Source organism: Pseudomonas sp. Tav-5-1A (assembly GCF_055755055.1).
Genome location: NZ_CM146901.1, coordinates 2,367,218 through 2,392,793 on the forward strand (window position 1 = coordinate 2,367,218; position 25,576 = coordinate 2,392,793).

At 67.3% G+C, this 25,576-nt stretch carries 25 protein-coding genes and 1 pseudogene; 13 read left to right on the forward strand and 13 right to left on the reverse strand.

The window, feature by feature from the left end; all coding sequences use genetic code 11:
* Positions 1-118 precede the first annotated feature (118 nt).
* From AC0J42_RS10820 to AC0J42_RS10830, 3 genes are all read right to left on the reverse strand, one after another.
* On the reverse strand, positions 119-1,453 hold the full coding sequence (locus AC0J42_RS10820; RefSeq protein WP_473006127.1) for a TldD/PmbA family protein: 1,335 nt from the start codon (positions 1,451-1,453) through the stop codon (positions 119-121).
* Positions 1,453-2,892 (reverse strand): TldD/PmbA family protein, encoded by a 1,440-nt coding sequence (locus AC0J42_RS10825; RefSeq protein ID WP_416423558.1) that lies wholly within the window; start codon positions 2,890-2,892, stop codon positions 1,453-1,455. Before AC0J42_RS10825 ends, AC0J42_RS10820 begins: the two co-directional genes overlap by 1 nt.
* A 343-nt stretch (positions 2,893-3,235) precedes the next feature.
* The gene (locus AC0J42_RS10830) at positions 3,236-4,180 is read right to left on the reverse strand and encodes a LysR family transcriptional regulator (RefSeq protein WP_473006128.1); all 945 of its coding nucleotides are present in this window, start codon (positions 4,178-4,180) and stop codon (positions 3,236-3,238) included.
* 86 nt (positions 4,181-4,266) lie between these two features.
* Between AC0J42_RS10830 and AC0J42_RS10835 the strand changes: the two genes are divergently transcribed.
* Complete coding sequence (locus tag AC0J42_RS10835) at positions 4,267-5,319, forward strand: Gfo/Idh/MocA family protein (protein ID WP_473006129.1); 1,053 nt, start codon at positions 4,267-4,269, stop codon at positions 5,317-5,319.
* 54 nt (positions 5,320-5,373) lie between these two features.
* Entirely contained in the window at positions 5,374-6,306 is a 933-nt protein-coding gene (locus tag AC0J42_RS10840; protein ID WP_473006131.1) for an AEC family transporter, read from the forward strand.
* Position 6,307: 1 nt separating this feature from the next.
* Here the strand turns inward: AC0J42_RS10840 and rarD are convergent, their stop codons facing one another.
* The 4 genes from rarD to AC0J42_RS10860 all read right to left on the reverse strand — a co-directional run bounded on the left by rarD (position 6,308) and on the right by AC0J42_RS10860 (position 10,682).
* Positions 6,308-7,195: an EamA family transporter RarD gene (gene rarD / locus AC0J42_RS10845; RefSeq protein ID WP_473006132.1), complete on the reverse strand. Its 888-nt coding sequence runs from the start codon at positions 7,193-7,195 to the stop codon at positions 6,308-6,310.
* 128 nt (positions 7,196-7,323) lie between these two features.
* The gene (locus AC0J42_RS10850; protein WP_473006133.1) at positions 7,324-8,862 is read right to left on the reverse strand and encodes an EAL domain-containing protein; all 1,539 of its coding nucleotides are present in this window, start codon (positions 8,860-8,862) and stop codon (positions 7,324-7,326) included.
* Between the two features lie 193 nt (positions 8,863-9,055).
* Positions 9,056-9,985, reverse strand: a complete 930-nt coding sequence (locus AC0J42_RS10855; RefSeq protein WP_416423564.1) for a LysR family transcriptional regulator — start codon at positions 9,983-9,985, stop codon at positions 9,056-9,058.
* A gap of 154 nt (positions 9,986-10,139) precedes the next feature.
* The gene (locus AC0J42_RS10860) at positions 10,140-10,682 is read right to left on the reverse strand and encodes a cysteine hydrolase family protein (protein WP_473006134.1); all 543 of its coding nucleotides are present in this window, start codon (positions 10,680-10,682) and stop codon (positions 10,140-10,142) included.
* A gap of 320 nt (positions 10,683-11,002) precedes the next feature.
* Here AC0J42_RS10860 and AC0J42_RS10865 point away from each other — a divergent pair, with 320 nt between their 5' ends.
* Together AC0J42_RS10865 and AC0J42_RS10870 are read left to right on the forward strand one after the other, a co-directional pair.
* The gene (locus AC0J42_RS10865) at positions 11,003-11,629 is read left to right on the forward strand and encodes a LysE family translocator (RefSeq protein WP_416423566.1); all 627 of its coding nucleotides are present in this window, start codon (positions 11,003-11,005) and stop codon (positions 11,627-11,629) included.
* Between the two features lie 139 nt (positions 11,630-11,768).
* Entirely contained in the window at positions 11,769-13,037 is a 1,269-nt protein-coding gene (locus AC0J42_RS10870) for an aspartate carbamoyltransferase (protein WP_416423567.1), read from the forward strand.
* Between the two features lie 65 nt (positions 13,038-13,102).
* Here the strand turns inward: AC0J42_RS10870 and AC0J42_RS10875 are convergent, their stop codons facing one another.
* Together AC0J42_RS10875 and AC0J42_RS10880 are read right to left on the reverse strand one after the other, a co-directional pair.
* Entirely contained in the window at positions 13,103-13,666 is a 564-nt protein-coding gene (locus tag AC0J42_RS10875; RefSeq protein WP_473006135.1) for a GNAT family N-acetyltransferase, read from the reverse strand.
* A 33-nt stretch (positions 13,667-13,699) separates the two neighbouring features.
* Positions 13,700-14,242 (reverse strand): LEA/WHy family protein, encoded by a 543-nt coding sequence (locus tag AC0J42_RS10880; RefSeq protein ID WP_473006136.1) that lies wholly within the window; start codon positions 14,240-14,242, stop codon positions 13,700-13,702.
* 183 nt (positions 14,243-14,425) lie between these two features.
* Between AC0J42_RS10880 and AC0J42_RS10885 the strand changes: the two genes are divergently transcribed.
* From AC0J42_RS10885 to AC0J42_RS10900, 4 genes and pseudogenes are all read left to right on the forward strand, one after another.
* Complete coding sequence (locus AC0J42_RS10885) at positions 14,426-14,710, forward strand: hypothetical protein (protein WP_416423570.1); 285 nt, start codon at positions 14,426-14,428, stop codon at positions 14,708-14,710.
* A gap of 12 nt (positions 14,711-14,722) precedes the next feature.
* Positions 14,723-15,862: pseudogene (locus AC0J42_RS10890) on the forward strand (PQQ-dependent sugar dehydrogenase).
* A 118-nt stretch (positions 15,863-15,980) separates the two neighbouring features.
* The gene (gene zapE, locus AC0J42_RS10895; protein ID WP_473006137.1) at positions 15,981-17,075 is read left to right on the forward strand and encodes a cell division protein ZapE; all 1,095 of its coding nucleotides are present in this window, start codon (positions 15,981-15,983) and stop codon (positions 17,073-17,075) included.
* A 13-nt stretch (positions 17,076-17,088) separates the two neighbouring features.
* On the forward strand, positions 17,089-17,676 hold the full coding sequence (locus tag AC0J42_RS10900; RefSeq protein WP_473006138.1) for a DinB family protein: 588 nt from the start codon (positions 17,089-17,091) through the stop codon (positions 17,674-17,676).
* On the opposite strand, the gene AC0J42_RS10905 is transcribed toward AC0J42_RS10900, so the two are convergent.
* Entirely contained in the window at positions 17,665-18,612 is a 948-nt protein-coding gene (locus tag AC0J42_RS10905) for a D-2-hydroxyacid dehydrogenase family protein (RefSeq protein ID WP_473006139.1), read from the reverse strand. The two genes, AC0J42_RS10900 and AC0J42_RS10905, sit on opposite strands and share 12 nt — an antisense overlap.
* Before the next feature lie 19 nt (positions 18,613-18,631).
* Positions 18,632-19,636, reverse strand: coding sequence for an alpha/beta fold hydrolase (locus tag AC0J42_RS10910; protein WP_473006140.1), 1,005 nt, complete (start codon positions 19,634-19,636; stop codon positions 18,632-18,634).
* Between the two features lie 206 nt (positions 19,637-19,842).
* On the opposite strand from AC0J42_RS10910, the gene AC0J42_RS10915 reads away from it, so the two are divergent.
* The 5 genes from AC0J42_RS10915 to AC0J42_RS10935 all read left to right on the forward strand — a co-directional run bounded on the left by AC0J42_RS10915 (position 19,843) and on the right by AC0J42_RS10935 (position 24,867).
* On the forward strand, positions 19,843-20,868 hold the full coding sequence (locus tag AC0J42_RS10915; RefSeq protein WP_473006141.1) for an AraC family transcriptional regulator: 1,026 nt from the start codon (positions 19,843-19,845) through the stop codon (positions 20,866-20,868).
* Positions 20,869-20,944: 76 nt separating this feature from the next.
* Positions 20,945-21,712, forward strand: a complete 768-nt coding sequence (locus AC0J42_RS10920) for an SDR family NAD(P)-dependent oxidoreductase (RefSeq protein ID WP_473006142.1) — start codon at positions 20,945-20,947, stop codon at positions 21,710-21,712.
* Between the two features lie 41 nt (positions 21,713-21,753).
* Positions 21,754-22,941, forward strand: coding sequence for an acetyl-CoA C-acyltransferase (locus tag AC0J42_RS10925; protein ID WP_473006842.1), 1,188 nt, complete (start codon positions 21,754-21,756; stop codon positions 22,939-22,941).
* Positions 22,942-22,950: 9 nt separating this feature from the next.
* Positions 22,951-24,078: an acyl-CoA dehydrogenase gene (locus AC0J42_RS10930; RefSeq protein ID WP_473006143.1), complete on the forward strand. Its 1,128-nt coding sequence runs from the start codon at positions 22,951-22,953 to the stop codon at positions 24,076-24,078.
* A gap of 15 nt (positions 24,079-24,093) precedes the next feature.
* The gene (locus tag AC0J42_RS10935; protein ID WP_473006144.1) at positions 24,094-24,867 is read left to right on the forward strand and encodes an enoyl-CoA hydratase; all 774 of its coding nucleotides are present in this window, start codon (positions 24,094-24,096) and stop codon (positions 24,865-24,867) included.
* A 57-nt stretch (positions 24,868-24,924) separates the two neighbouring features.
* On the opposite strand, the gene AC0J42_RS10940 is transcribed toward AC0J42_RS10935, so the two are convergent.
* The gene (locus AC0J42_RS10940; protein ID WP_416423581.1) at positions 24,925-25,218 is read right to left on the reverse strand and encodes an addiction module antidote protein; all 294 of its coding nucleotides are present in this window, start codon (positions 25,216-25,218) and stop codon (positions 24,925-24,927) included.
* Positions 25,211-25,513, reverse strand: a complete 303-nt coding sequence (locus tag AC0J42_RS10945) for a type II toxin-antitoxin system RelE/ParE family toxin (protein WP_416423582.1) — start codon at positions 25,511-25,513, stop codon at positions 25,211-25,213. The genes AC0J42_RS10940 and AC0J42_RS10945 overlap by 8 nt, the downstream gene beginning before the upstream one ends.
* Between the last annotated feature and the right edge of the window lie 63 nt (positions 25,514-25,576).

Genomic DNA, 25,576 nt, shown 5'->3' on the forward strand with positions numbered 1-25,576 from the left:
ATAAAAGCCTGCGACCGTTAGTGAAAACAGTCTTTCAAGTTGGCGTCAGGCACACAGGCGAATAACAGTAATAAAAAGCCCCTGGGGCCAGGCCTGGCCCCGGGGTCTACCGCACGGTCTACAGCGTGAGGGTGAAACGCTCGATCAACGCGCCCGGCAGCAGCAGGGTCTGGGCGTCGCGTTGCGAGTAGGTGCTGGTGCTGATGCGCAGGCTCTGCTCGCGGGTCAGGGCCAGCAGGTTGGCGCCGAACAGGTCGTAGACGCTGTCATCGAAACGCATGGTGTCGATGGGCGCGACGATCTTGCCGTCTTCCACCCAGAAACTGGCGAAGCGGGTCATGCCGGTCATGCGCGCCAGGCCAATGTCGGAGTAGTTCAGGTACCACAGGTTGCCGATGTACAGGCCGGTGCCCAGCGCTTGTAGCACCTCGGCGCTGGGCAGGTCGCCGCCGGCCATCACCAGCGAGGAAGGCTTTTCATAGGTGTCGGCGCCGTTGGCTTCCAGGTGGTATTCCTGGGCCGAGCGCGAGCTGACCATTTGGCCCACCAGGTGGCCGTGCTCGATCAGCGCCTGGTCCTGGCGCAGGCTGCCTTCGCTGTTGAACAGCGGCTCAAGGCCGGTGGAGGCCATCTCACTGATGCTGACCTGGGGCGACAGGCTGGCGGTTTTCAGCTGCAGGGCCTGCAGCGGGCTGTGGCGGGTGGCCAGGGCGCGGGCGGAGAAGCCGTCCCATTGCAGCATGCCGATGATTTCTTCCACGGCGGCCGGCGCCAGGTAGGCGCGGTACTGGCCGGGCGCCAGGGTCTTGCGTGGCTTGCCCAGGTGCGCCAGTTGCTCGCGGCCTTGGGCGAATTGCGCGGCCAGTTCGTCGGCGTCCCATTCGCTGGCAGCGTAGGTGATCTTCACCGCCTCGCCGTTCTCATGGAACAGGCTGAAGTCCAGGCTGGCGCTGATCGCCACGTGCCAACCGCGGCCGCCCCAGGAACTGGCGAAGCCCCGGTACATCGGGCCGCCGGCGTAGATGCCGACCATGTCCAGGCCCTGGCTGAGCGCACCCACTTGCTCGATCAGCGCGTCGGCGCTGGGCAGGCTGCCCTCGGGCACGCGGTCGCTGGCGAACACCTGGTTGTCCAGTTGCAGGTACGGGTCGGGCGGCAGCACTTGCAGCAGCGTGCGCAGGCCAGCCAGGGCTTCGCCCAGGCGCTCGCGGTCGGTGGCCACGTCGCCGGTCAGGTTGAGCGTGTCGCTGGCATGGCGCTCGTTGTGGATCAGGCGCAAGGTGGCGTCGATCTGCAGCACCTGGCTGGCCTGGCGCACCTGGCCGTGGTTGAAGCGAATGAACTGCGAGTCCTCGGCGCTGAACCACAGCGAGAAATGCTCGCCCGCGGCCAGTTGGGTGTGCAGCCATTGTTCCAGCATGTCGAAGGAGCGGCGGTAGAGAGTGTGATTCATCACGCTTGCCCCCCGAACACGTCGATCTGCTTGAACACGCAGGGCGGCGACGCGTGCCCCACGGTGACCGCCTGGTTGGGTTCGCCCTTGCCGCAGTTGGGGGTGCCCATCACCTCGAAGGTGGAACGGTCGCCAACGGCGCTGAGGTTGCGCCAGAACTGCGAGGAAATACCGCGGTAGTTGGGGTTCTTGACCACGCCGGCCAGCTCGCCGTTTTCGATCAGCTGGGCCCATTCACAGCCGAACTGGAACTTGTTGCGGGCCTGGTCGATGGACCAGGAGCGGTTGGTGGCCATGAGGATTCCGTGCTCGATGTTGCCGATCATCTGCGCCAGGCTCTGGTCGCCGGGCTCGACGTTGAGGTTGGCCATGCGGTCGATGGGCGGGCGGTTCCAGTCGCAGGCGCGGCTGTTGGCCACCCCGGCCAGGCCGCTGCGTGCCTGGGACAGGGCGCCGCCCAGGGGGCGCTTGAGTACGCCGGCTTCGATCAGCAGGTGCTTGTGCGCCGGCGTGCCTTCGTCGTCGTGGCTGTAGCTGGCCAGCTCGTCCGGCACCTGCGGGTCGAAGCTGACGTTGAGCAGCGGCGAGCCGTACTGGTAGCTGCCGAACATGTCCTGGGTAACGAAACTGGTGCCAGCGTAGTTGCGCTCATCGCCCAGGATGCGGTCCAGCTCCAGCGGGTGGCCGATGGACTCGTGGATCTGCAGAATCATCTGGTCAGGCATCAGCAGCAGGTCGCGCGGGCCTTCCGGGGTGTTGGGCGCAGCCAGCAATTGCAGGGCCTGGTCGGCCACCTGTTCGATCTGGCCGATGAAGCCCGACTCATGCACCAGCTCGCTGCCACCCTGGCGGGCGATGGCCCAGGTGCGGCGCTGGCTCTGCTGGCCGTCGAAGGCGGTCACGTCCAGTTCGGGGAAGAACAGCCGCTTGTGGCTGGCGATCTCGCTGCCGGTGCTGTCCACGTACAGCTGCTGGCTGTCGGTGATGCCCAGGCTGGCCGACCAGTTCACCAGGCGTTCGTGCTGCGGCACGCGCGCCGATTCGGCGCGCAGCACCTCCAGCCAGTGCCCGGCATCGGGCAGCGGCTGGTCGGCGGCCGGCGAGCTGTAGCGGGTGTGCACGGCGTTGCCCTGCAACGGCGGCAGGCTCAGCAGGGCGCGCTGGCCCATGGCGTGGGCCAGCAGCAGCGCCTGGTCGTAGGCGTGCTCCAGGCCTTTTTCGGTGAGGTCGCTGGTGGCGGCGAACGCTTCGTTGCCGTTGACCCGCACGCACAGCATCACGCCGCTGCTGCGGTGGCGGCGCGGTGGGTCGACGACGTTACGGGTGACCGACAGGCCCAGGCTGTCCTGGCGGACGTAGCGCAGGGAGTGGAAATGGCCCGCGTGGGCCTGGCTGAAGCGGGACAGCAACAACCTGATTGAGGACGGCACTTCGAACATAGATCCGACTTCCTGTTCTACCGCTTTTGGCGGAATTTCTGCACTGGTAATGGACAGGGTAGCTGCCCGTTGTTAGCAAATGGTGCATTGTGTGCACCTGCGGATCCAATGAAAAGGGGATCCTGACACCGCGGTCGAAAACCATTAGAAAGAAGTGTGCCAATTGTTGCACCTTCGTACCAGAATTGAATAAAAGGTCAGGAATATCTCGATGCCCACGGCCGCGACACCGCTGCGTAGCCGCTGCCGCCAGGCTGCGCTGGCCCTCGAGTACACTGAAGATCTCCAGCGTGGGCAAGGGCCAGCGCAGCCTGCGGCAGCGGCTACGGTGGTTCGCGGGGCGTTATTGTGGCGTCAGCAGGGTTTGCGGGCCCTGGGTGAGGGCTTCCTTGAGGAATTCGATACACACGCGAATCTTCTCCGACTCGCCGCCGCGCGCGGTGGTTACCGCCCACACGTCCGCCGGCTGGCGGTAGCCGGGCAGCACCTGCACCAGCTCGCCGGCCTTGAGGCTGGCGGCCACGTCCCACACCGAGGCCATGATGATGCCGTAGCCCTCGTGGGCCCACTGGCGCACCACGTCGCTGTGGTTGGAGGCCATGGGCCCGGTGACCTTCACGCTTTCCTCGCCGGCGCTGCCGTGCAGGCGCCATAGGCCGAAGCGCTGGTCGCGCTCGCGGAACAGCAGGCAGTCGTGCTGGGCCAGTTCGGCCAGGCTGCGCGGGCTGCCCATGCGTTCGATGTAGGCGGGGGCGGCGCAGAGGATGCGGTAGCTGCTGGTGATGCGGTGGGCGATCAGGTGCTGTTCCAGCACCTCGCCCACGCGGATGTCGATGTCGAAGTTCTCGGCGATCAGGTCGGCGCGCCGGTCCAGCAGTTCCAGCCACACCTCCAGCGCCGGGTAGCGCTGGCGCAGGCGCGCCATCACCGGCGCGATGTACTCGCGGCCCAGGCGCAGGCTGGTGCTGATGCGCAGGGCACCGCGCGGCTCGTTGCGCACCCCGGACAGCGCCTGCAGCATGTCGTCGACGTTGCCCAGCAGGGTCTGCGCCCAGGTGAAGGCGGTCTCGCCGTCGGCGGTGATGTTGACCCGGCGCGTGGTACGCTGGAACAGCTTGACCCCCAGCGATGCCTCCAGCAGCGCGATGCGCTTGCTCAGGTGGGCCGGGGAGATGCCGCTCTCCTGGGCCGCCGTGACAAAACTGGCATGCCGGGCCACGCTGCAAAACAACTGCAGGTCGCGCAGGAAAGGTGAATTGTTCGCTAATTGCGCATTCTGAATCTTCATAATGGCCGATTATGTCCTGATCGCGATTGATTAAGCTATGGCCATTGCTCAGCCAGAATAATCCCCAAGAATAATCAGAGCCCCTTATGTCCCTTCTTCGCATTGCCGTAGCCGGCGCCGGTGCCATCGGCCACTTCCATATCGAACAGATCCAGGCCAGCCACGAATGCCAGCTGGCGGCCATTGTCGACCCATCACCGGCCGCGGTGGAATTGGCGGCGCGCCTGCAGGTGCCGTTGTTCACCTCGCTGGAGGCGCTGTTCGCCGAGTTTCGTCCCGATGGCGTCATTCTCGCCACGCCCAACGCCTTGCACGTGCCCCAGGCCTTCGAGTGCCTGGCCGCGCGGGTGCCGGCGCTGATCGAGAAGCCGCTAGCGCACACCCTGGAGGAAGGCGAGCGGCTGTACGCGGCCAGTCGCGCCGCGGACACGCCGTTGCTGGTGGGCCATCACCGCGCCCACAGCCCGATCCTGGCCCAGGCCCGGCAAGTGATCGCCGATGGCCTGCTGGGCAACCTGGTGGCGGTGATGGGCACGGCGCTGTTCTACAAGCCCGATGAATACTTCGCCGCAGGCCCGTGGCGCACCCAGGTCGGCGGCGGGCCGATTTTGCTCAACCTGATCCACGAGATCGGCAACCTGCGCTCGCTGTGCGGCGAGATCGTCGCGGTGCAGGCCATGGCCTCCCACGCCACCCGCGGCTTCGAGGTGGAAGACACGGTGGCCATCAGCCTGCGCTTCGCCAGCGGCGCGCTGGGCAGTTTCCTGCTCTCGGACACCGCCGCCAGCCCGCGCAGCTGGGAGCAGACCAGCCAGGAGAACAAGACCTACAGCCACTACGATGACGAGGACTGCTACGTGATCACCGGCACCTTCGGCCAGCTGTCGGTGCCCACCATGCGCCTCAAGCGCTATGGCAGCCCCGAGGACCGTTCGTGGTGGAAGCCGTTCATCAGCGAACAACTGCGCCAGGACCGCGCCGACCCGCTGGCGCGCCAGCTGGCGCATTTCTGCCAGGTGATCCGCGGCCAGGCGCAGCCGCTGGTGAGCGTGCGCGACGGGTTGCAGAACCTGCGGGTGGTGGAAGCCATCGCCCAGGCGTGCCACAGTCATGAACAGGTCGACGTGCGCCAGGATTGATCGCGAGGCTCCCGTAGCAGCGGCCGCAGGCCGCGCCCAAAAGGAAACCAGTCGTTGCTAGACGTGCTCGCCATCACCGCACCGATCTTCATCATCATCGCCCTGGGCTACCTGGCCACGGCGCTCAAGCTGCTGAGCCGCGAACAGGTGCGCGGCGTCGGCACCTTCGTCATTGTCTTCTGCCTGCCGGCGCTGGTGATCCGCGCGCTGGCCCAGCGGCCCATCAGCGAGGTCTTCAACTACCACTACCTGCTGGCCTACGGCCTGGCGTCGCTGGGCAGCTTCGCCGCCGGCTTTTTGGTCTTCCGCCGCTTGCGCCAGGCCAGCGTGGCCAACGCTGCCATCGCCGGCATGGGCATGTCGGTGTCCAACAGCGGCTTCATCGGCTACCCCATCGCCGCCATGGTCGCCGGGCCACCGGCGGTGGTGGGGCTGGCGCTGGGCATGGTCATCGAGAACCTGGTGATGATCCCGCTGGCGCTGGCCATGGCCGAGGCCGGGGAGCAGCAGGGCGGCTCGGCGCGGCGGGTGATGGTCGAAACCCTCAAGCGCCTGGGCCGCAACCCGCTGATCGTGTCGATCATCGTCGGCGGCGCGCTGTCGCTGGCGCGGGTGCAGATCCCGGTGGCGCCGCTGAAGGTCATCGATATGCTGGCCCAGGCCTCGGCGCCGGCGGCGCTGTTCGTGATCGGCGGCGTGCTGTACGGCACCAAGGTGCGCGGGCAGCTCAACGAATTGGGGCTGATCGGCGCCGGCAAGCTGCTGGTGCACCCGCTGCTGCTGGGGCTGATGTTCTGGCTGCTGGCCGACGTGCCGGCGCCGATGATGCTGGCCGGCGTGGTGATCGCCAGCGCGCCGATGATGAGCGTCTACCCCATCCTGGGGCAGCGCTTCGGTTTGGAAGGGCGCTGCGCGGCGGCGCTGGTGCTGACCACGCTGGCGTCATTTCTGAGCATCAGCGCGGTGTTGCTGCTGGTGCACCCTTGAATTACATGCTGCGCCGCCGCGAACGCACCAGGTGCTTGAAGCCTTCGATGATCAGCACCACCACCGCCAGCCAGATCGGGATATACGTCCACCACTGGTCACGGGCGATGCTTTCGCCCAGCAGCAGCGCCACGCCCACCAGCAGCACCGGTTCCACGTAGCTGAGCAGGCCGAACAGGCTGAACGGCAGGAGGCGGCTGGCCATGACGTAGGACACCAGCGCCAGGGCGCTGATCATGCCCAGCACCGGAATCAGGCCGTACAGGGCCGGGTGCTGGAGCATGTCGGCAGCCGACAGCGGGCCGGTGGTGACGAACCAGGTGGCCGGGATCATCATCAGGCACATGTCGGTCCACAGGCCGCCCAGGTGGTCGGTCTGGCATTTGCGCCGCAGCACGAAGTAGGCCGGGTAGCCGGACGCCACCAGCAGGGTCTCCCAGGCGAAGCTGCCGTGCACCCACAGTTCATGCCCTACGCCGCACAGGGCGAAGCCCACCGCCACCTTCTGCAGGTACGACAGCCGTTCGCCGTAGACCAGCCGCCCGGTCAGCACCATGGTCAGCGGCAGCAGGAAATAGCCCAGTGACACCGGCAGGCTGCGGCCATGCAGCGGCGCCCAGAGAAACAGCCACAGCTGCACGCCCAGCAGCGACGCGGTGCCGATGCTGCCCAGCAGCAGGATCGGCCGCTCGCGCATGCGCTTGAGCAGGCCCACGGCCAGCTTGAAGTCGCGGGTGATCAGCAGGAACAGCGTCACGCAGGGCACGGTCAGCAGGATGCGCCAGCCGAAGATTTCTTCGCCGGTGAGCGGGGTGAGCAGCGAGGTATAGAAGTACATCACGGCGAACAGGCTGGACGCTGTGACGGACGAGATGATGCCTTTGGACAAGAGAGCCTCTGGAGCGCGGGGTGGAACGGGCAGGTAAGGCCGGCAATGATCTCATTGTGGGGCAGGGCGTGTCACCAAAATGGGGCGCGATGCCTCATTTTGTGGCGGGGCGCCGCCTGCGGCAGCTGCTACGGGGTTCGCAGGGTTTGCAGGAAGGCGTCGATGGGCATTGGTCTGCCGAACAGGTAGCCCTGCAGGAACTCCACCTGCCGCTGCACCAGGTACTCGCGCTGCACCTCGTCCTCCACGCCCTCGGCGACGATGCCCAGGTCGAGCTTGCCGGACAGTTCGATGATGCTGTCGACGATGTGCCCCGACAGCGCATCCTTGCCGATGGTGGCGACGAAGCTCTGGTCGATCTTCAGGTAGTCCACCTTGAACTCGCGCAGGTAGGCCAGGCTGGAGTGGCCGGTGCCGAAATCGTCGATGGCGATCATCACGCCCAGGTTGTGCAGGGCCTCGAACAGCTGGTGGGTGACGGCGCTGGGGCGGATCAATTCGCGTTCGGTCAGTTCCAGCACCAGGGTGATGCGCCCCGGTGGGAAGCCTTGCAGGAAGTCGCGGCAGTCGTCCAGCAGGGCCAGGTCCTGGCAGTGCTCGGCGCTGATGTTGATGCCCAGGTGGAAGTCGTCTTCCAGCAGCTCGGCGTGGGGGCGCAGGTCCTCGGCCACCTGGCGCATCAGGCGGCGGGTCATGGGCACGATCTGCCCCGAGTGCTCGGCGAAGGGAATGAACAGGTCCGGCGGCACCAGGCCTTCACGCGGGTGCTGCCAGCGCATCAGCACCTCGGCGCCGGACCAGCGCCCGGTGAGGCTGCGCACCACCGGTTGGTAATAGGGCAGGAACTCGTCGGCCTCCAGCGCCCGGGCGATTTCCGCGCGGTGCGACTGCGGGCGGTTCAGCAGCCAGCGGCACAGGCCGCCGGCCAACACGCCGAGCAGCACCAGCAGGGCCAGCAGCAAGGGGTATTGCGCGCTGACCCAGCGCCAGGGCTCGCCGGCCGGGTAGCCGGTGCTCACGCTTAGCGGGTAGCGGCTGGAGCCCAGGTGCGTGGGTGCTACCGGGAACGCCGGCAAGGGGGCGTCGTGCACCTGGCCGTCGGGGGCCAGCCAGCTGTTGCCCACCTGCAGCAGCACCGGCTGCTCGCGGCCGATCATGCGCAGGGCGTTGGCCAGGTGGTAGCCGTCCAGGGTAGCCAGGGCGGTCTGGTCGTCGTCGAAGGCGCGGTACACCAGCAGCGCGTGGCCGGGGGTGACCGGGTTGCCGTCCATCAGCCACAGGTGGCCGTCGACGTAGTCGCCGGGGTTGATGGGCTCGCTGAACTCGCCGAACAGCGAGCTGCAATACAGGTGGTCGTCGAGCGCCAGGTTGGTGGAGCGCACGAAAGGCCGGCGGGTGACCTGCTCGCGCAGGGCCAGGGTGGCGTCGGCGCAGGGCTGGCCAGCCAGGGGCAGCAGCGCGTTGGCGGATTCGGCAACGTTGTCCAGCATCAGGTCGAACTGCGCCAGGGCCTGCTCGGCGGTGTCCTGGGCGTTGGCCGCAAGGTCGCGCTCGGCCTGCCAGTACAGAATACCCAGGCCCAGTACCAGCGGCAGCGCCCCGGCAAGCCAAGGGGCCAGCAGGCGCAGGGGGCGGGGCGGGCGTGGCGTTTTGGCGAAGAACGGCATTGGGCGGCTGGAATCCTTTTAGGGCCGGATGCCAAGCATGATAGCTGCTTTCCCTTGTGGGAGCTGGCTTGCCAGCGAGCTTTTATGGCCCCAACAACTCGCTGGCAAGCCAGCTCCCACAGGTTGTAGCAGCTGCCGCCAGGCTGCGTCGGTAACACCGCGGTGCCCGGAAGTGAATGCATAACAGTTGCTGTTACGGGGCGGGGCGCGCGGCGGTGGCCTTGGCTGTGAGCTGTTCGCGGCAGTAGTCGGCGAACAGCTGCGCCGGCTTGGTCAGTTGCCCGCGCTTGAGCCAGGCAGCCACCAGGCCGGAGCCGGTGACGTCCTCGACGATGTCCACGCACACCACCTTCTTGCCGTCGTAGGTGCATTCCGAGTGCGGGCGGGTGACCAGGATCGAGAAGCCGAAGCCCTGGCCGACCATGCCGCGGACCATCTCGATGGACGGCGAGCTGAAGGCGATGCGCGGGGTCAGGCCCAGCTCTTCGAACAGGCTGACGAAATAGGTACGGCTGGGCTGCACGTCGAGCAAAATCATCGGTTCGGTGGCCAGGTCGCGCAGTGACACCTGGGCCTGCTGGGCGAACCGGTGGTCGGCGGGCAGCAGGGCGTAGGGGCGCTGGGCCGGCATCAGCGGCTCGGTTTCGATGGTGCTGTCCAGGTCGTGCTTGTAGAGGATGGCCAAATCGAAGCTGCCCGAGGTCAGGCCTTGCACCAGCTCCTGTTGTTCGCCGTCGCGGATGCGGATCTCGACGCCGGGGTAGAGCGCGCTGAAGCCGGCGATCAGCTGCGGCAGGTACAGCGGCGCCACGGTCTCGAAGCAGCCGATGTCGATCTGCCCGGCCACCACGTCATTATCGGCCAGGGCGTTCTGCTCGAACTCGCGGGCCATGCGCAGCAGTTCCTGGGCCTTGCGGTAGAAGCGCGCGCCGCTGGGGGTGAGGGACACGCCCTGGGCGTGATGGCGGATCAGCAGTTGCACGCCGAAGCTGTCTTCCAGCGCCTTGATGGCGGTGGAGATCGACGGCTGGGCGATGTACAGCTTGCGCGACGCCTCGGCGACGCTGCCGTATTCGACGGTGGTGATGAAGTACTTCAGTTGACGCAGGTTGTAGGCAGCCACGGCGGACCTCGATGTTGGCAAGTGGCAGGCAACCAGCAAGTCGCGTACCACGGCTCCAGACCAGCTGGAACAATACCAACCCCAGGGGCTGCCGTGGGGGGCTTGCAGGCCAGTTTTTTCATGGCCTGCAAGCAGGTTTTTTATCGCCAGTGGCTCAGAACTGCAGCTCGGCCGCCGCCGCCACGCGGGCGATCGGGCCGTGCAGGGTCTGGTTGTGGTGGGCGATGATCACCTCGGCGGCCAGCAGGTCGGTGTCCATGCAGCTGTGGCCGTCGGCCACCAGCACCGGCTTGAAACCCAGCTGCGCGGCGGCGCGGCAGGCGCTGTCGACGCAGTACTGGGTCTTGAGGCCGACGATCACCAGGTCCTCCACCTGCTCGGCCTTGAGCCACTGCTCAAGGTCGGTGCCCTGGAAGGCGCTGGAGGCCTGCTTGTCGAACAGCCGTATGTTGCCGTGGGCCAGGTTCAGCTCGGGCGCCACCTGCCAGAACGGGCTGCCCTGGGCGATGGGCGAACCGGCGGGACCGGTGTGGCGCACCGCCAGGATCGGCGCGCCGGCGGCCTGGGCCTGGGCGATGACCTGGTTGATGGTGGCCAGCAGGCGTTCGCCTTGCCAGGGCTTTTGCGGGCCGTGGATCAGGCCGACCTGGACGTCGACGATCAGCAGGGCGGGGCGGTTGAGCTTCAATGCAGCCATGGTGTTGCTCCTTGAAATGACCAGCGCCGGTGCGGCACAAAAAAGGCCCCGACCATTGCTGGCGGGGCCTTGGGTGTTGCGTGTCAGGTGTTGCTCACGCCTCGCCGCACGGCCCGCCGGTGGCGGTCGTGGTGGTGCGGGTCGAGGTGGTGCGCAGGGCGTTGTTCATGGCGTTACGGTGCCCCATGCCGAGCGGCGGCGTCAACCCATGGAAAATGAAACTCGACTGCTCGGGTGAAATTGCCCCTCACTGTTATGGGACGTCATGCCCCGTCACGCGTACGCTGGCGGTTCAATTTCCAGGGCAAGGACGCGACATCATGATCTCCCTCGATACGCTGCCAGTGTTTTTCCTGGCCGTAATTCTGTTGCTGCTCTCGCCGGGGCCGAACATGGCCTTCGTGCTCAGCCAGGCCATCGCCCGCGGTTGGCGCGGCGGCTTGATGGCGGCGCTGGGCATCACCATCGCCGACCTCAGCCTGGCAGTGCTGACTGCCACGGGCGTGACCGCGCTGGTGGCCAGCTGGCCGCCGGCGTTCGACCTGATTCGCTACGCCGGGGCGCTCTACCTGCTGTGGCTGGCGTTCAAGACCCTGCGCGGTGGCGGCCTGGGCGCGTTGAATCGCGGCGAGCAACTGCCGCTGGCGCGCATTCTGTTCTCGGCCACGCTGAACAGCCTGCTCAACCCCAAGGCGCTGCTGTTCTTCATGGTGTTCCTGCCGCAATTCGTCGAGCCTGCGCGCGGCCAGGTGGGCTGGCAGCTGATTCAGCTGGGGGTGATGCTGGCGCTGACCGCCACGGTGTTTCATTCGTTGCTGGCGGTATTCGGCGCGGCTATTTACCGGCGGCTGGCGGCCAACGGGCGCTGGGCCAAGGTGCAGTCGCTGGGGCTGGCGACGGTGCTGACCATGCTGGCGGTGCGCCTGGCGTTGTTGAGTCGCCCTTGATTGTGTGGGAGCTGGCTTGCCAGCGAGCTTTTGGGCCTCAACAGCTCGCTGGCAAGCCAGCTCCCACAGGTCACGCTTGCGCTGATCAAGGCGCGCGCGGATAATCCGCAGCGTGTATATCCAGCCGAGTCCGCCCTCCATGTCCCAGCAAGTCTTCCTGCGCGATGCCATGCGCCGCCTCAACTTCACCCGCGACGCCCTGGCGCAGCGCATTGGCGTGTCTCGCCGGGCGTTGGACAGCTGGTTGCTGCCGGACGAGTCGCCGGAAATGCGCAAGATGCCCGACATCGCCCAGCGCTTCATGCTGGAGATTCTGAAAGGTGTGGCGCTGGATACACAGGGTGTACACGTTCACGCCGCCAACAGCGAAATGGGCCATCACCTGCTTTCCGTGGACGGCTACACTCGCGACTCGGTGGAAGACCTGCTGCGCGTGGCCGATATCATGCAACCCATCGCCCGCCGCCAGAAGACCACCCGCGTGCTGGAAGGCGCGGTGTTGGCCAACCTGTTCTTCGAGGCCAGCACCCGCACGCGCCTGAGCTTCAGCTCGGCGTTCGCGCGCCTGGGCGGCTCGGTGTGCGACACCACCGGCTTCACCTTCTCGTCGATGGCCAAGGGCGAGTCGATCCACGACACCAGCCGCGTCATCGCCGGCTATGCCGACGCCATCGTGGTCCGCCACCCCGACCTGGGCGCGGTCGCCGAATTTGCCCAGGCCACCCACGTGCCGGTGATCAACGCCGGTGACGGCCCTGGCGAGCACCCCAGCCAGGCGCTGCTGGACCTGTACACCATCCAGCGCGAGTTCTCGCGCCTGGACAAGCTGATCGACGGCGCGCACATCGTCTTCGCCGGCGACCTCAAGTACGGCCGCACCGTGCACTCGCTGAGCAAGCTGCTGGCGCTGTACCGCAACCTGCGCATCACCCTGGTGTCGCCGCAGTCGCTGATGCTGCCGACCCACCTGGTGGAATACCTGGCCAGCCACGGCCACCACGTGGAGCAGTCCCACGACCTGCACACCGCGCTGAAGGGCGCCGACGTGGTGTACGCCACGCGCATCCAGAAAGAGCGCTTCGCCCAGGACGAGACCCTGGAAGGCTACAGCGCCGACTTCCAGATCAACCAGGCCCTGGTCAACGCCACCTGCGGCCCGCACACGCTGATCATGCACCCGCTGCCGCGCGACTCGCGCCCGGGCGCCAACGACCTGAGCGTGGACCTGAACCACGACTCGCGCCTGGCCATCTTCAAGCAGACCGACAACGGCATCGCCGTGCGCATGGCCATCTTTGCCACCCTTCTGGGCGTGGAGAACCAGGTGCAGCATTCCCTGCGTGAAGTGGGCTGGCGCGTGCCGGTGTACCTGGGGCCGGAAGAAGATATGCCGTACCGCGATCAATGATCGCTGGACGCGGCCTTTGGCCGCTGCTACAGGTCCTGTAGCAGCGGCCGACGGCCGCGTCGCCGTCATGAACCTGTTGTAGCAGCGGCCACAAGGCCGCGTCGCCACTCCTCGCGGCGCAATTCCCACAACTGGCGCTGCAGCCTCCCGCACACGAACTCCCCCTGCGCTTCACCCACCAGCCGCATCCCCTCGCGCTCCGACACCCGTCGCGAGCCGGCGTTGGCCACTGCCTTGGGCACCCGCAGCACGGGCCGGTCCAGCACCTCGAACCAGTAGTGGGTCACCACGCTGCAGGCCTCGCTCATGTAACCCTGGCCCTGCCACGCGGGCGCCAGCCAGAAGCCCCGGTGGTTGTCGGTTTGATCCATCAGGCCGATGCAGCCGATCAGCGACTGCGGCGCGCTGCGCAGGCGAATCGCCCACTCCCACTGCTTGCCCGCGGCCACGGCTGGCAGCACGCAATCACGCACCCAGCTCAGGGCGCCATCGGCGAGGTAGGGCCACGGTACGTGGCTGTCGAGGTAGCGCACCACTTCCCACTGGGGAAACAGGCGCTGGATGTCGGCGGCGTCGCTCAGTTGCAGCGGCGTCAGCAGCAGGCGTTCGGTGTGCAGCTCAGGGGGCATGGCGGGGACTCCGTGTCAGTCCCCGCAGTGTAATCAAGGGGTGGCGGCAGGCCAACGGCTGTTCTTGTACGGGTTCTGCGACGGCTGCGGCGCGCTGTCGCCCGCCAGCGGCGCCAGCGACAGGGTGCCGTGGTCGCTGAAGCGCACGGTGCCGAACACGCCGTTGGCCAGCTTGCCGTGCAGCTCGTAAGGCAGGTTGTCCAGCGACTGGGTCTGGCTCAGGCCCAGGGTCTGGCGCAGCACGCTGAAGGCGGTGACGCTGACCGGCACGGTGACGATGGTCTCGGAGAACCGCGCCAGGGTGCCGCTTTCATTGCTGACGCCCGACGCCAGCGGGCGGCCGTTGACGTCCAGGTTCAGGGCCACGCCGTTGTAGGTGTAGCTGTCTTCATTGGGGTTCTGCAGGCGGATCTTCACCGCGAAGCGCACTTCCAGGTCCTGGCCCTGCAACGGCTCGATGCCCACCACGTTGATGTTGATCGGGTCCTGGGGTGGCAGCAGGGCGCAAGCGCTCAGGCCCACCACCATCATCAGCAGCAGGTAGTGGCGCAGGGCGGGCAGTACGAATCGACGCATGATCACATTCTCGAGACAGGTGTTGTTGTCTGCGTCAGACCACCACCAAGCCCCCGCGTTCGCCGCAGTAGCCCGATGCTGGCCACAAAATGTTACGACTCTGACGCAGGTTTCATCGAACGCTCACCCAGGCAGCGGTTCCAATGGGCCTATAGTCAGGATTCGTCAACGGGAGAAGGCACCATGCGAGCATTACCGCCCATCCTCGCCCTGCTGCTGGCCGCCACGGCCGCCAGCGCCTGGGCCGACACCAGCAACCCCTACAACAGCGCCGTGCGCCGCGCCAACCCCAACAGCATGCAGGGCACCCGCCCGGTCACGCCCACCTCGCCAGCCCTGCGCCAGCAGGTCAACCCCAACCCGCCGACGTTGCAGAACGGCGGCATCGGCAATGGCAACAACCTGCGCAGCACCCCCGCCAAGCCCGACTTCGACAGCCAGCGCCCCGCGCGCGATGACAACCGCTGAAAGGAATAGCCCATGCTTCGTCAGATTCTGTTGAGTGCCTTGCTAAGCCTGCCCTTCGCCGTACACGCCGCCACGGCACCTGCCACCTACCCCAGCGAACAAGGGCCCTTGAGCGTTACCCCGGTGGCCGAGGGCCTGCACCACCCCTGGGCCCTGGCCTTCCTGCCCGACCACAAGGGCTTCCTGGTAACCGAGCGCCCGGGCACCCTGCGGGTGGTCAGCCCCGAGGGCAAGCTGTCGGCGCCCATCAGCGGCGGCCCCAGCGTGTGGGCGCACGGGCAGGGCGGCCTGCTGGACGTGGCACTGTCGCCACAGTTCAGGGAAGACCGCCTGGTCTATTTGTCCTTCGCCGAGGCCGGGCCGGACGGCAAGGCCGGCACTGCCGTGGGCCGCGGCAAGCTCTCCGATGACCTGACCCGCCTGGACAACTTCCAGGTGATCTTCCGCCAGCAGCCCAAGCTGTCCACCGGCGAGCACTTCGGCTCGCGGCTGGTGTTCGACCGCGACGGCTACCTGTTCATCGCCCTGGGCGAGAACAACCAGCGGCCCACCGCCCAGGACCTGGGCAAGCTGCAGGGCAAGGTGGTGCGCATCTTCCCCGACGGCCGCGTGCCCGACGACAACCCCTTCGTGGGGCAGAAGGGCGCGCGCCCGGAGATCTGGTCCTACGGCCACCGCAACCAGCAGGGCGCGGCGCTGAACCCCTGGACCGGCACCCTGTGGACCCACGAGCACGGGCCACGCGGTGGTGACGAGATCAACGTCATCGAGCGCGGGCAGAACTACGGCTGGCCGCTGGCCACCCATGGTATCAACTACAACCTGGCGCCGATTCCCGAGGCCCAGGGCAAGACGCTCAAGGGCGCCAAGGACCCGCTGCACGTCTGGGCAAAATCCCCGGCCATCAGCGGCATGGCGTTCTACGACGCCGACCGCTTCAAGGCCTGGCAGCATGACCTGTTCATCGGCGCGCTGGCCGACCAGTAACTGATCCGCCTGACCTTCGACGGCGACAAGGTCAGCCACGAGGAGCGCCTGCTGGGCGGCCTGAAGGCGCGCATCCGCGACGTGCGCCAGGGCCCGGACGGCTTCCTCTACGTGCTCACCGATGCGGACGACGGCCAGCTGCTTAAAGTAGGATTGCAGCAATAACCGCCAACCCGTAGCAGCTGCCGAAGGCTGCGTCATGGCCAGCACAGTGCGTCAGGTAGTGCGCGGGGCCAGGACGCAGCCTTTGGCGGCTGCTACGGGAGTATCTACAGGACGTTTTATGCTTGAGCCACTCACCGCCTACCAGCAAGCCCTCAGCGCCCGCGGCTACGCCGACGACCCCGCCCAGGCCCGTGCCGCCCAGGCGTTACAGGCCTGTTTCGCCGCCGTGGAAGCCGGCCAGCCGTGCCCCGGCGTGTACCTGTGGGGCCCGGTGGGCCGCGGCAAGACCTGGCTCATGGACCTGTTCCACGGCTGCCTGACCGTGCCCGCCCGGCGCCAGCACTTTCACCATTTCATGGCCTGGGTGCACCAGCACCTGTTCCAGCTGGACAGCGTGCGCGACCCGCTGAAGGTGCTGGCCGGCAGCCTGGCCAAGGACATCCGCGTGCTGTGCTTCGACGAGTTTTTCGTCACCGACATTGCCGACGCCATCATCCTCGGCGGCCTGATGACCGCGCTGTTCGACGCCGGGGTGACGGTGGTCGCCACCTCCAACCAGCCGCCGGACCAACTCTACGCCGACGGCTTCAACCGCGAGCGCTTCCTGCCGGCCATCCGCGCCATCCAGGCGCACATGCAGGTGGTGGCGGTGGACGGCGACCAGGACCACCGCCTGCACCCCGGCGCCGCGCTGCAGCGCTATTGGGTCAATGATCCTGGTGCCCTGGCCAGCACGTTCGAGGCGCTGAGGGGCGAGGAGGCGGCCTCGCCGCAGCCGCTGGCGGTGGGCTATCGCCAGCTGCCGGTGGTGCGGGCGAGTGAACACGTGCTGTGGTGCACCTACGCGCAGCTGTGCGAGCAGCCGTGGGCGGCCATGGATTTCATGCAGCTGTGCGACCGGTTCAGCGCCATCCTGCTGGGCGAAGTCCCGGCCCTGGGCGCCGAGCAGCGCGCGGCAAAAATCGCCCGCGGCACCGAGGACGGCGTGGAGCGGGTGGTGGCCGGCGACCGCGAGCTGCCGCAGCTGTCGCCCAACGACGACGGCGTGCGCCGCTTCATCGCCCTGGTCGACGAGTGCTACGACCGCAAGGTGCCGCTGTACATCGAGGCGCGGGTGGCGCTGGATGCGCTCTACACTCAAGGGTACCTGGCATTCCCGTTCCGGCGCACCCTGAGCCGGCTGCGCGAGATGCAGTTGCAACGCTTCAGCTGAGGAGGAGCACGCGATGGCCGATCCCTTGTCTCATTACCTGCTGGCCCAGGCCTACAACAACGGCTGGGCCAACCACCGCCTGTACAAGGCCTGCCTGCAACTGAGCCAGGACGAGTTCCTGGCGCCGCGCAGCAGCTTCTTTCCGTCGATCAAGGCCACCCTCAACCACATCCTCACGGTGGACTGGTTCTACCTGCAGGCGCTGGAATGCGAACAGGGCGGCGATGCCCCGGAGCTGGACAGCGAGCGCTTCTTCGAGCCCGAGGAGCCGTTCAACACCTGCCTGGCCCTGCACCGCGAGCAGGCCCAGGCCGACCACCGGCTGATCGCCTATTGCCGGCTGCTCAAGGACGACAGCCTGGGCCGCCACGTAACCATCCTGCGCCCCGACCGCACCCAGCGCGACACCCGCGTGCGCCTGCTGGCGCACCTGTTCGAGCACCAGGTGCACCATCGCGGCCAGGTCCACGCCATGCTGGCCGACACCGACATCAAGCCGCCGCAGCTCGACGAATTCTTCTGCGAAGGCGAGGCGCACCTGCGCGCCCGCGATTTCGCCGAGCTGGGCTGGACCGAGGCCCAGGTGTGGTCAGGCCAGTAAGCGGATGGGCGCGCCGGCGTGCCATGCGAGGATGTCCTCGATCATCTGGCTATAGAACAGCCGGTAGTTGTTGGCGCTGACGTAGCCCACGTGGGGCGTGGCCAACACGTTGGGCAGGGTGCGGAACGGGTGGCCGGCGGGCAGCGGCTCGACGCTGAACACGTCCAGCGCGGCGCCGCCCAGGCGGTTGGCCTTGAGGGCCTCCACCAGTGCGTCTTCGTCGACGATCGGCCCGCGCGCGGTGTTCACCAGCAGTGCCCGGGGTTTCATCCAGCCCAGCGCCTCGCGGTCCACCAGGCCGCGGGTGCGGTCGCTGAGCACCAGATGCACGCTGAGGATGTCGGCCTGGGCGAACAGTTCCTGCTTGCTCACCCACTGCACGCCGACGCTGGCAGCGTGCTCGGCGGTGAGGTTCTGGCTCCAGGCGATGACGTTCATGCCGAACGCCTTGCCGAAGTTCGCCACCTTCTGGCCGATGCTGCCCAGGCCGAGAATGCCCAGGGTCTTGCCGTGCAGATCGCCGCCCAGGCCGATCTGCCAGCCGCCGGCCTGCAGCGAGGTGGCTTCGGCCAGCAGGTTGCGGGTCGAGGCCATGATCAGCGCCCAGGTCAGCTCGGGCGCGGCGTGCTTGTAGCTGTCGGTGCCCACCACCGGCACGCCCAGCGCCTTGGCGGCGGCCAGGTCAATGGCGGCGTTGCGCATGCCGCCGGTCACCAGCAGCTTGAGGTTACCCAGGCCACGCAGCAGCGCCGCGTCGAACAGGGTGCGCTCGCGCATCACGCAGATCACCTCATAGGGCGCCAGGCGCGCCACCATGGTCTCGGTGTCCGCCGGGTAGTCCGGCAGGAAATCCACCTGGCCCAGCGCCTGCAACGGCGCCCAATCCACCACGTCACTGGCCACGTCCTGCCAGTCATCAATCACGGCTATGCGCACGGCGTTTGCTCCTTGAAGGTCAGTTTTTCGACAGCCAGGCCAACAGGGCCTTGTGGAACTGCTCGGGTTCTTCCATCTGCGGGGCGTGGCCCAGGCCATGGAACTCCACCAGGGTGGCGTGGGGGATGACCTGGCTCACCTGCTTGCCCAGCACCGCGTAGTGGCCGATGCGCGCCTTCACCTCGGGCGGCGCGATGTCGCTGCCGATGGCGGTGGTGTCGGCGTCGCCGATCAGCAGCAGGGTCGGCATCTTCAGGTCCTTGAACTCGTAGACCACCGGCTGGGTGAAGATCATGTCGTAGATCAGCGCCGAGTTCCACGCCACCAGGTTGTGCCCCGGGCCCTCGTTCAGGCCGGCGAGCATGGTCACCCATTGCTCGAACTCGGGCTTCCAGCGCCCGGCGTAATAGGTGCTGCGCTCGTAGTTGCGGATGCCGTCGGCGTTGAGCCTGGCCTCGCGTGCGAACCACTGGTCGACGGTGCGGTAAGGCACACCCAGGGCTTTCCAGTCTTCCAGGCCGATGGGGTTGACCATGGCCAGGCGCTGCACCTGGTCGGGGTAGAGCAGGGCGTAGCGGGTGGCCAGCATGCCGCCGGTGGAGTGGCCCAGCACCGTGACCTTGTCCACGCCCAGGGACGCCAGCAGCGCGTGGGTGTTGTTGGCCAGCTGCTGGAAGCTGTACTGGTAGTAGTCGGGCTTGCTGGAGGTGCAGAAGCCGATCTGGTCGGCGGCCACCACCCGGTAGCCGGCCTCGGTCAGTGCCTTGATCGAGGTGCCCCAGGTGGCGGCGCAGAAGTTCTTGCCGTGCATCAGCAGCACGGTCTGCCCGTTGGCATGGCCCTTGGCGGGCACGTCCATGTAGCCCATCTGCAGGGACTTGCCCTGGGAGTCGAATTCGAAATGCTTGAGCGGGTAGGGGTAGTCGAAGCCTTGCAGCTCCGGGCCGTAGACCGGCGCCTGGGTGGCGGCGTGGGTGGCGCCGGCGAGCAGGCAGGTGAGGAGGAAGGCGGGCAGGCGCAGCATGGGTGGTCCTTGCAGGGGAGCGGTAGGCTGGACTTTACCGCGCCGGGCCCCAAGTCCGAAACCACCACCGCACCGTAGCCGCTGCCGCCAGGCTGCGCTGGCCCTCATGTGCACTGCAAATCTGCCGTGAGGCACAGGGCCAGCGCAGCCTTCGGCAGCGGCTACGCGATGGGGTAGGATGCGTTATCCGTCCGACGAGTTCGCCCATGGCGCAAAAAGACACCATCTCCATGCAAATGGTCCGCGAAGCCTTGCAGCAAAGCGGCGTCGACCCCGTGGCCTTCCTGGCGGAAGTCGGCATCGACCCGGCGCTGCTGCAGCAGGCCGACGCCCGCGTGCCGGTGCTGCTCTACGCGCGGCTGTGGCGCCACCTGGCGTTGCGCCGGGACGACGAGTTTTTCGGCATGGACCCACGCCCGCTGCGCTCCGGCAGCCTGGCGTTCCTGTGCCGCGGCGCCATGGCCCAGCCGGCCCTGGCGGCGGCACTGGACAGCGCCCTGGGCTTCCTGTCGCTGATGCTCCAGGACCTGCCCGCGCAGCTGGTGCGCGAGCACGGCCTGGCGGCTATCGTCATCGACGACGCCGCGCTGCCACCGCGCCGCGCGTTCACCTATTTCACCTACTGGATGATCGTCCACGGCGTGGCCTGCTGGTTGGCCGGGCGGCGCATTCCCATCCTGGCGGTGGAGCTGCGCGGCCCGGCGCCGGCCTATTGCGACGACTACCGGGTGATGTTCTCGCACAACCTGCGTTTCGAGCGGCCGCGCACGCGCATCATCTTCGCCGCCGACTGCCTGGACCTGCCGGTGCGGCGCACGCCGCAAGAGCTGCAGCGCTTCCTCAACCGCGCCCCGGCAAACATCCTGGTCAAGTACCGCGACCCCGACAGCCTGGCCCGGCGCCTGCGCCAGCAGCTGCGCGAGCAGCCGCCGCACAGCTGGCCGGAGGCCGAGGAACTGGCGCGCCAGCTGCACCTGTCGGCGGCCACCCTGCGCCGCCGCCTGGCCGAGGAAGGGCAGACCTGGCAGGGCCTGAAGGACAGCGTGCGCCGCGAGCTGGCCATGGCCTGGCTGGCCGAGGCGCCGCTGTCGTTCGAGAGCATCGCCGAGCGCCTGGGCTTCGCCGATGCCAGCTCGTTCTACAAGGCTTTTCGCAAATGGTCGGGGGCAAGCCCGGGGCAGTACCGCAGCCTGATCCTGGCCGGTACTGGCCAAACCGCTCACCCCGGCTGAGCGCTTTGGCCATTGCCGCGCGGGCAGGGCGGGGCCATATTTCAGGGAGACGCCAACAACAATAAGGACGCGCTCCATGCAACTTGCCCAACGGACTTTCCTGGTCAGCGGTGCCGCCTCGGGGCTCGGCGCCGCCACTGCGCGCATGCTCGTCGAGGCCGGCGCCAACGTGGTGCTGGTCGACCTCAACGCCGACGCCGTGGCCGCCCAGGCCCAGGCACTGGGCGACCGTAGCCGCTGCGCGGTGGCCGACATCCGCCGCGAAGACCAGGCCGAGGCCGCCGTGCAACTGGCGCTCAGCCATTACGGCGGCCTGCACGGCCTGGTCAACTGCGCCGGCGTGGTCACCGGCGAAAAAATCCTCGGCAAGCAGGGCCCCCACGCCCTCGACAGCTTCAGCCGCCTGCTGGACATCAACGTGGTCGGCAGCTTCAACCTGATGCGCCTGGCCGCCGCGGCCATGGCCGAGGCCGAGGCGGGCGAGGACGGCGAGCGCGGGGTGATCATCAACACCGCCTCCATCGCCGCCTACGACGGCCAGGTCGGCCAGGCCGCCTATGCCGCCTCCAAGGGCGCCATCGTCAGCATGACCCTGCCGGCCGCCCGCGAGCTGGCGCGCTTCGGCATCCGCGTGATGACCATCGCCCCAGGCATCTTCGAGACGCCGATGATGGCCGGCATGAGCGACGAGGTGCGCGCCTCCCTGGCCGCCGGCGTGCCGTTCCCGCCGCGCCTGGGCCAGCCGAGCGAATACGCGGCGCTGGTGCGCCACATCCTCGAAAACCGCCTGCTCAACGGCGAGGTGATCCGCCTCGACGGCGCCCTGCGCATGGCCGCTAAATGAAGGGCCGCGACATGAAGGAGCGCAACATGAAGGAGAGCACCATGAACCACGACCCGGTTGTCATCGTCAGCGCCGTGCGCACGCCCATGGGCGGCCTGCAAGGCGACCTGCACAGCCTGACCGCGCCGCAGCTGGGCGCCGAGGCCATCCGCGCCGCTGTCAGCCGCGCGAGCCTGGCGCCCGACGCCGTCGACCAGGTGCTGATGGGCTGCGTGCTGCCCGCAGGCCTTGGCCAGGCCCCGGCACGCCAGGCCGCGCTGGGCGCCGGGCTGCCCCAGGCGACGCCCTGCACCACGCTGAACAAGATGTGCGGGTCGGGCATGCAGGCGGTCATCCTCGGCCACGACCAGCTGCTGGCCGGCAGCGCCAGCGTGGTGGTGGCCGGCGGCATGGAAAGCATGAGCAACGCTCCCTACCTGCTGGACAAGGCCCGCAGCGGCTATCGCATGGGCCACGGCCGGGTGCTGGACCACATGTTCCTCGACGGCCTGGAGGACGCCTACGAGCCGGGCCGGCTGATGGGCACCTTCGCCGAAGACTGCGCCCAGGCCAACGGCTTCAGCCGCCAGCAGCAGGACGACTTCGCCATCGCCTCGCTGACCCGCGCGCAGCAGGCCATCGCCAACGGCCAGTTCAAGGACGAGATCGTGCCGCTGAGCGTGCGGGTGGGCAAGGACACCCGGCTGGTCAGCGACGACGAGCAGCCGCCCAAGGCGCGCCTGGACAAGATTCCCAGCCTCAAGCCGGCGTTCCGCGAGGGCGGCACGGTGACTGCCGCTAACGCCAGTTCCATCTCCGACGGCGCCGCTGCGCTGGTGTTGATGCGCGAGAGCGAAGCGCGCCACCGTGGCTTGCAGCCACTGGCGATTATCCATGGCCACGCCGCCTTCGCTGACGCGCCGGGGTTGTTCCCGACCGCGCCCATCGGCGCTATTCAACAGCTGGTCAAACGCACCGGCTGGGACCTGGCCGAGGTCGACCTGTTCGAGATCAACGAGGCCTTCGCCGTGGTCACCCTGGTGACCATGCAGGCCCTGGACTTGCCCCACGCCAAGGTCAACGTGCACGGCGGCGCCTGCGCCCTGGGCCATCCCATCGGCGCCTCGGGCGCGCGCATCCTGGTGACGCTGCTCAACGCCTTGCGCCAACGCCAGCTGCACCGCGGCATTGCCGCCATCTGCATCGGCGGCGGCGAAGCCACCGCCGTGGCCATCGAATGCGTCTATTAAGGAATTGCCATGCTAGCCAATGACGAACAACGCCAGATCAGCGACGCCGCCCGCCAGTTCGCCCAGGAGCGCCTGCGGCCGTTCGCCGCCCAGTGGGACCGCGACCACAGCTTCCCCCGCGAAGCCCTGGCCGAGATGGCCGAGCTGGGCTTCTTCGGCATGCTGGTGCCCGAGCAGTGGGGCGGCTGTGACACCGGCTACCTGGCCTACGCCATGGCCCTGGAGGAAATCGCCGCCGGCGACGGCGCCTGCTCCACCATCATGAGCGTGCACAACTCGGTGGGCTGTGTGCCCATTCTCAACTTTGGCACCGAGGCGCAGAAGGCCCTTTACCTGCAACCCCTGGCCAGCGGCGCCATGCTCGGCGCCTTCGCCCTCACCGAGGCCCAGGCCGGTTCCGACGCCAGCAACCTGCGCACCCGTGCCCGCCGCGACGGCGATCATTACGTGATCAACGGCAGCAAGCAGTTCATCACCTCGGGCAGCAACGCCGGCATGACCATCGTCTTCGCGGTCACCGACCCGCAGGCGGGCAAGCGCGGAATCAGCGCCTTCATCGTGCCCACTGACAGCCCCGGCTACCAGGTGGTGCGGGTGGAGGAAAAGCTCGGCCTGCACGCGTCCGACACCTGCCAGCTGGTGTTCGAGGATTTGCGCGTGCCGGCGGCGAACCTGCTGGGCAGCGAAGGGCAGGGCTACAAGATCGCCCTGGCCAACCTCGAGGGTGGGCGCATCGGCATCGCCGCCCAGGCGGTGGGCATGGCCCGCGCCGCATTCGAGGTGGCGCGCGACTACGCCCGCGAACGCGAAAGCTTCGGCAAGCCGCTGCTCGAACACCAGGCCGTGGCTTTCCGCCTGGCCGACATGCACACGCAGATCAGCGTTGCCCGGCAGATGGTCTACCACGCCGCGGCGTTGCGCGATGCCGGCCAGCCGGCGCTGGTGGAGGCATCGATGGCGAAGCTTTTCGCCTCGGAAATGGCCGAAAAGGTCTGCTCGGACGCGTTGCAGACCCTGGGTGGGTATGGTTATCTCAATGACTTTCCGCTGGAACGCATCTACCGCGACGTGCGCATCTGCCAGATTTACGAAGGCACCAGCGACATCCAGCGGATGGTCATTGCGCGCAACTTATAACAAGGAGATAGCTTGATGGCGTACCACACCCTGCTGCTGGAAACCCGTGGCCATGTCGGCCTGGTCACCCTCAACCGGCCCGAGGCGCTGAACGCGCTCAACGCCCAGTTGATCAGTGAGCTGAACCAGGCCCTCGACGTGCTGGACGCGGACCGTGACATCGGCTGCATCGTCATCACCGGCTCGGCCAAGGCCTTTGCGGCCGGCGCCGACATCAAGGAAATGGCCGAGCGCACCTACCCGCAGATCTACCTCGACGACCTGTTCAGCGAGACCGACCGCATCGCCAACCGGCGCAAGCCGATGATCGCCGCGGTAGCCGGCTTTGCCCTGGGCGGCGGCTGCGAACTGGCGCTGATGTGCGACTTCATCCTGGCCGCCGACACCGCGCGCTTCGGCCAGCCGGAAATCAAGCTCGGGGTGCTGCCGGGCATGGGCGGCACCCAGCGCCTGACCCACGCCGTGGGCAAGGCCAAGGCCATGGAACTGTGCCTCACCGGGCGCCTGATGGACGCGGTGGAGGCCGAGCGCGCCGGCATCGTCGCGCGCATCGTGCCGGCCGAGCAGTTGCTGGAGGAAGCCATGGCCTGCGCCGCGCAGATCGCCGCCAAGTCGCTGCCGGTGGCCATGATGGTCAAGGAAAGCGTCAACCGCGCCTTCGAGGTCAGCCTCAGCGAAGGCGTGCGGTTCGAGCGTCGGGTGTTCCATGCGGCGTTTGCCACCGAGGATCAGAAAGAAGGCATGGCGGCGTTCATCGCCAAGCGCGAGGCGCGGTTCAAGGGGCGTTGAGCCCCGGGCGCATGGAGGCAGCTGCTACATGAAAGCCCACGCTTGCACCGGTCCTGATCAGGTCGCGCTGTGTGGGCGCGCGGCGAGATCAATTCCCAGGGCTTTCATTACTGCCAACAAGGTTTTCAAGGTCGGGTTTCCCTGATCGCTGAATGAGCGGTAAAGCTGTTCCCGCGACAAGCCGGTCTCCCTCGACAATTCGGTCATGCCCTTGGCGCGCGCCACCACGCCCAGGGCCTTCGCGACGTACCCGGCATTGCCGGTTTCCAGGGCGTCGTTCATGAACTCGGCAATCGCTTGGGGCGTGGTGAGGTATTCAGCGGGATCAAAGTCTTTGAAGGTCTCAGTCATGTTGTGCTCTCCACGCTTGCAGGATTTGCTGGGCCGCCTCGATGTCACGGCTCTGGCTTCCCTTGTCACCACCGCAAAGCAAAATGATAAATGTGTCGCCTTGCTGGTGAAAATACACCCTATAGCCGGGCCCGAAATGAATACGTAATTCCCACACCCCTTGGCCGACCGAAGCAACGTCGCCAGGTAGCCCCTCTGCCAGTCGGTTGATCCGTGCGGTAATACGGGCTCGACCTATGTCGTCCTTCAGCTTGGTAAGCCAGGATCGGAATTTGCTGGATTCGATCTTTTTCAATGATGCCACTGTAGTCTATAAAGTACGGTTTAGACAAGGCCGGTGTGCCGGTGATGGAAGGGT